Below are 5,351 nucleotides of genomic sequence, written 5' to 3' on the forward strand. Positions count from 1 at the left end.
TCATTGATGCAAAGTTTGAAAGAGTGAATGATGGTAATCTTCATAAAGATGAGGTTTCTTTTCATTCTTCTTCAATTTCAAGAAAGGGCAATATCAAATTTGATGACTTTACTTTTGATAAGGGAAGTCAGCTTGTTCAAGGAAAGTATAAAGTTAAAATTCAGGCCGTGGTAAATGATCCTGTTGAGCTGATTAAGAATCTTGTTACTAAAACTCCGAAGAAATATCTCTTTGAGGATACTGTCTATCTGATTCCTGGTACTCAGAAGGAGTATTTAGAGAAGATTGAAAAGCTCAAGATCAATAAGATCATGAATGAGAAGAAGGTCTATACTGAGCTTGATCAAAAACTACAAACAGTTGATACAGTGATTACAAGTATCGCTCTTAATTATAGATTGGCCCTTGGAAAGTCTTGGGGACGTCATGCCGGTAAGGAATTTGAAAAGCGTTACGCGCACTATGCTGGTCCACTTCTACAAAAAATGATTCTTGATGATTACGAACAAATCGTTAAGAAGACAAAGAATAAACTCCATGCTCAGCAAAGTGCAGAGAAGCTGCATAAGCTCTCTAAAGAAGTTTCGGCCTGGGCGGCCGAGATGAAAAGTCTCTTGGATAAATACGCCAAACTCAATTCTCGCAAGAGAAAAAAGCTTAGGGCCAAGATGGAAGTAAGACGTGATCAGTTAAAAGAGCACGTCTTAGAAATTAAGAAGTTTATGAAAGCTGATTAATATGATCGCTAGACTTCTCGAAGAGTTCTCCGGCCACAAAGTGTCCTCTGTCATTCTTGATAATGGTTGATCCCCAATATTTTGGGTCGTGCTCATAAATAATCTTTAGGTCATTCTCAAAAACAAAGTTTAAGAAGTCCTCTTTATTTTCAACTGAAATCCCAGGACTAATATCATATCCCATTACCCAAGGTATATGGATGTGATTACTGGTTGGGATAATGTCGGCGAGATAGATAAACTCTTTTGAGTAAGGATGAATCATATGAGGTGTATGGCCATGAGAGCATTTGAAGCTGATCACTTCTTGATTGTCTAACGTCAGGATATCACCTTGCTCATTTTCAAGCCAGTTGATCTTATTCTTCGCATCCCATTCTTTAATAATAGGCTCAAAGATTTTGATATGGAATGAACCGGCGTCTCTTTGAGTCGGTTTTAAAGAATACTTATAGTGATCGCGATGGAGGTGGATCGTGGCATTTTTTAGGGCCATTTCAAAGCTCTCTCCATTTTTCACCGCCATTCCTCCAACGTGATCGAAGTGAAGGTGGCTGATAATCAGATCGGTAATGTCTTCGCATTTTAGTCCGACCTTATTAAGAGCTTTTTCAAGAGGTGCGTTATCTTGGCGGACATCGAAGCGACTCTCAAACTTCTGCCCATGATAATCGCCAATTCCTGTATCAACCAAAATATTCTTTGTTGGAGTTTGGATTAACCAAAGTCTAAGGTCTAAATCGATTCTATTCATTTCATCAGCAGGGGCGACTTTATTCCATAATGGTTTTGGAATAATTCCAAACATTGCACCACCGTCGAGGCGGAACATTCCAGGGCTTATTACTAAATGTTTAATATCACTATTCTTCTGGTTATTGCTGCTTTGTGCTGTAAAATCATTCATGATTTCTCCCTTGTCTGCCGATAATTTACCAACTTAAATGTGAAGTTATCAAGTCTGATCATAAAAATCAGGTGTTCTTTAAAAAAATCGGCGATTTATGAAGCGTTGCTCCTAGTAAGACCTAGGTATGACGATTATTATAAATCCAAATTACATCATATAAGAGTTCAAAATAATAAGGGAGAACTTATGAACGTACATGAGTACCAGGCCAAAGACCTGATGAGAAATATGGGTCTTAAGGTTCTTAATGGTCACGTTGCAAAGACTGTGGAAGAAGCAGTTGAAGGCGCAAAGAAACTTGGTGGAAATATTTGGGTTGTTAAAGCTCAGATTCACGCTGGTGGGCGTGGAAAAGCTGGTGGTGTTAAGCTTGCTAAGTCACTTGATGAAGTTAAACTTCACGCAGAGGACATTCTAGGGAAGACTCTTGTGACTCACCAAACAGGTCCAGAAGGTAAGAAGGTTTTAACTCTTCTTATTGAAGAGGGATGTGAGATCGAGCACGAGTACTATGCTGGTGTTGTTCTTGATAGAGCTACTGGAAAAGTAACAATGATGGCATCTTCTGAAGGTGGTGTTGAAATTGAAACTGTTGCTGAAGAGACTCCAGAAAAAATTATTAAAGTTGCTATCGATCCAGCAGCTGGTTTTACTCCATTTGTTGCGAGAAAACTTGCTTACGGAATCGGTATTAAAGATAAAGAAGAAGTTAAAGAAGCTTCTAAATTCTTCAAAGGTCTTTATGACCTCTATGTTAAGTATGACTGTTCTGCTGCTGAGATCAACCCTCTTGTTAAAACTAAACAAGGTGAGATCCTAGCGCTAGATGCGAAGCTTAACTTTGATCCAAACGCTCTATTCAGACACCCTGAAGTTGAAGAGCTAAGAGATATCACTGAAGAATCAGAAAAAGAACTTGAAGCTGGAAAGCACGGTCTTTCATATATTGAGCTTGATGGAAATATTGGTTGTCTAGTAAATGGTGCCGGTCTTGCGATGGGAACTATGGACATCATTAAGCTTCACGGTGGAGAGCCAGCAAACTTCCTAGATGTAGGTGGTGGTGCAACTAAAGAAACTGTAACTGAAGCATTTAAAATTATTCTTTCAGATGACAATGTTAAAGCAATTCTTGTGAACATCTTTGGTGGGATCATGAAGTGTGACATTATCGCTGAAGGTATCGTTGCTGCAGCGAAAGAACTTGGTGTTAAAGTCCCTCTAGTTGTAAGACTTGAAGGAACAAACGTAGCACTAGGAAAGAAGATTCTTAACGAATCTGATCTAGCAATCATCGCAGCAGATGATCTAGGTGATGCAGCTAAGAAAGCTGTTGAAGCGACAAAAGGGGAGGCGTAATGGCCATTCTAATTAATAGAGATACAAAACTAATCACAGTAGGTTTTACTGGTAAGCAAGGGACTTTCCACTCTCTTCAATCAAGAGATTATGGAACTAACTTTGTTGGTGGTGTAACTCCTGGTAAGGGAGGAACAGTACACGAAGGTTTCCCAGTATTTAATACAGTTAAAGAAGCAGTTGAGAAAACTGGAGCGAACGCGGCCATGATTATGGTTCCACCTCCATTCGCAGCTGATTCAATCCTAGAGTGTATTGACGCTGAAATGCCACTTATTATCTGTATCACAGAAGGAATTCCTATTCTTGATATGGTTAAGGTTAAAGCAGCTCTTAAAAATTCTAAGTCGAGACTAATTGGTCCAAACTGTCCAGGTGTTATCACTCCAGGTGAGTGTAAGATCGGAATTATGCCAGGACATATTCATATGCCAGGTAAAGTAGGTGTTGTTTCTAGATCAGGAACTCTAACTTACGAAGCGGTTTACCAATTAACTCAAAGAGATATCGGTCAATCGACATGTGTTGGTATCGGTGGTGACCCAGTTAATGGAACTAACTTTATCGACGTTCTAGAGCTTTTCGAGAAAGATCCAGATACTGAAGCAGTTATTATGATTGGTGAAATCGGTGGTTCAGCAGAAGCTGAAGCTGCAAGATGGATCCAGAAGAATATGACTAAGCCAGTTGTTTCTTTCATCGCTGGTGCATCTGCGCCTCCAGGTAAGAGAATGGGACACGCCGGAGCTCTTATTTCTGGTGGAGATGATACAGCTGAAGCTAAGTTCAAGATTCTTGAAGAATGTGGAGTTCACGTTTCAAGATCACCTGCTGAGCTTGGTATCACTATGGAAAAAGCTCTTAAGAAGTAATCTTAAGTTAAAATTTAGAAAAATATAGGGTAACCCACTAGTCATGTGGGTTACACTTGTATATTACTATTGAGTAAAAAGTTTCACCCTTAAAGGAGATTTATAATGGAAAGAACACTTTCAATCATTAAGCCAAATGCCGTTCTTGATAACAACATCGGAAATATCATCAAGAGATTTGAAGATGAAGGACTAAGAATTGCTGCTGCAAAACTTGTTCACCTTTCAAAAGAAAAAGCTGAAGGTTTCTACATTGAGCACAAAGAAAGACCATTCTTTGGTGAGCTAGTAGCTTTCATGACTTCTGCACCAGTTGTTATTATGGCGCTAGAAGGTGAAGGTGCTGTTGATAAGAACAGAGAAATCATGGGTGCAACTAACCCAGCTGAAGCTGCTGAGAATACTCTTAGAAAGCTTTACGCTAAGTCAATCGGTGAAAACGCTGTTCACGGATCTGATTCTCTTGCTTCTGCAGAAAGAGAAATCAACTACTTCTTTGATAAAAATGAAGTAAACGCAAGATTCTAATTCAAGAAATTAAAATTATGCAAATATTAAGGCCTTACTTTGATAAGGCCTTTTTTTGTGACTTCATTTTGATCAAAGAAGCTCGCTTCAGTGATACTGCTGTGACAAAAAGCAAATGATTTTGCTTTTTGACTGTGGACAAGGCACGAACACGCGAAATTTCGCTTTGTGAGTTCACAGCAGGAAGTAAACGCAAGATTCTAATTTAAGAAATTAAAATTATGCAAATATTAAGGCCTTACTTTTGTAAGGCCTTTTTTTGTGACTTCATTTTGATCAAAGAAGCTCGCTTCAGTGATACTGCTGTGACAAAAAGCAAATGATTTTGCTTTTTGACTGTGGACAAGGCACGAACACGCGAAATTTCGCTTTGTGAGTTCACAGCAGGAAGTAAACGCAAGATTCTAATTCAAGAAATTAAAATTATGCAAATATTAAGGCCTTACTTTGATAAGGCCTTTTTTTGTGACTTCATTTTGATCAAAGAAGCTCGCTTCAGTGATACTGCTGTGACAAAAAGCAAATGATTTTGCTTTTTGACTGTGGACAAGGCACGAACACGCGAAATTTCGCTTTGTGAGTTCACAGCAGGAAGTAAACGCAAGATTCTAATTTAAGAAATTAAAATTATGCAAATATTAAGGCCTTACTTTTGATAAGGCCTTTTTTTGTGACTTCATTTTGATCAAAGAAGCTCGCTTCAGTGATACTGCTGTGACAAAAAGCAAATGATTTTGCTTTTTGACTGTGGACAAGGCACGAACACGCGAAATTTCGCTTTGTGAGTTCACAGCAGGAAGTAAACGCAAGATTCTAATTTAAGAAATTAAAATTATGCAAATATTAAGGCCTTACTTTGATAAGGCCTTTTTTTGTGACTTCATTTTGATCAAAGAAGCTCGCTTCAGTGATACTGCTGTGACAAAAAGCAAATGATTTTGCTTT

At 38.5% G+C, this 5,351-nt stretch carries 5 protein-coding genes; 4 read left to right on the plus strand and 1 reads right to left on the minus strand.

Annotation, left to right across the window (positions count from 1 at the left end):
- A partial coding sequence (locus M901_RS12895; RefSeq protein ID WP_021278644.1) for a hypothetical protein occupies window positions 1–737 on the plus strand: 737 nt, incomplete at its 5' end.
- Here M901_RS12895 and M901_RS12900 read toward each other — a convergent pair.
- Window positions 721–1,644: an MBL fold metallo-hydrolase gene (locus M901_RS12900; RefSeq protein ID WP_021278647.1), complete on the minus strand. Its 924-nt coding sequence runs from the start codon at window positions 1,642–1,644 to the stop codon at window positions 721–723. The two genes, M901_RS12895 and M901_RS12900, sit on opposite strands and share 17 nt — an antisense overlap.
- Before the next feature lie 189 nt (window positions 1,645–1,833).
- Here M901_RS12900 and sucC point away from each other — a divergent pair, with 189 nt between their 5' ends.
- From sucC to ndk, 3 genes are all read left to right on the plus strand, one after another.
- Window positions 1,834–3,006 (plus strand): ADP-forming succinate--CoA ligase subunit beta, encoded by a 1,173-nt coding sequence (gene sucC, locus M901_RS12905; RefSeq protein WP_021278648.1) that lies wholly within the window; start codon window positions 1,834–1,836, stop codon window positions 3,004–3,006.
- Window positions 3,006–3,878: a succinate--CoA ligase subunit alpha gene (sucD, locus tag M901_RS12910; RefSeq protein ID WP_021278645.1), complete on the plus strand. Its 873-nt coding sequence runs from the start codon at window positions 3,006–3,008 to the stop codon at window positions 3,876–3,878. The genes sucC and sucD overlap by 1 nt, the downstream gene beginning before the upstream one ends.
- A gap of 105 nt (window positions 3,879–3,983) precedes the next feature.
- Complete coding sequence (ndk, locus tag M901_RS12915; RefSeq protein WP_021278646.1) at window positions 3,984–4,406, plus strand: nucleoside-diphosphate kinase; 423 nt, start codon at window positions 3,984–3,986, stop codon at window positions 4,404–4,406.
- Window positions 4,407–5,351 lie beyond the last annotated feature (945 nt).

This window comes from Bacteriovorax sp. DB6_IX, assembly GCF_000447775.1.
Taxonomy (GTDB): domain Bacteria; phylum Bdellovibrionota; class Bacteriovoracia; order Bacteriovoracales; family Bacteriovoracaceae; genus Halobacteriovorax_A.

Bases quoted from the DNA above. Each gene is read 5' to 3' on its own strand.
- M901_RS12900 (WP_021278647.1), bottom strand. From the start codon at position 1,644: ATGAATGATTTTACAGCACAAAGCAGCAATAACCAGAAGAATAGTGAT.
- sucC (WP_021278648.1), top strand. From the start codon at position 1,834: ATGAACGTACATGAGTACCAGGCCAAAGACCTGATGAGAAATATGGGT.
- sucD (WP_021278645.1), top strand. From the start codon at position 3,006: ATGGCCATTCTAATTAATAGAGATACAAAACTAATCACAGTAGGTTTT.
- ndk (WP_021278646.1), top strand. From the start codon at position 3,984: ATGGAAAGAACACTTTCAATCATTAAGCCAAATGCCGTTCTTGATAAC.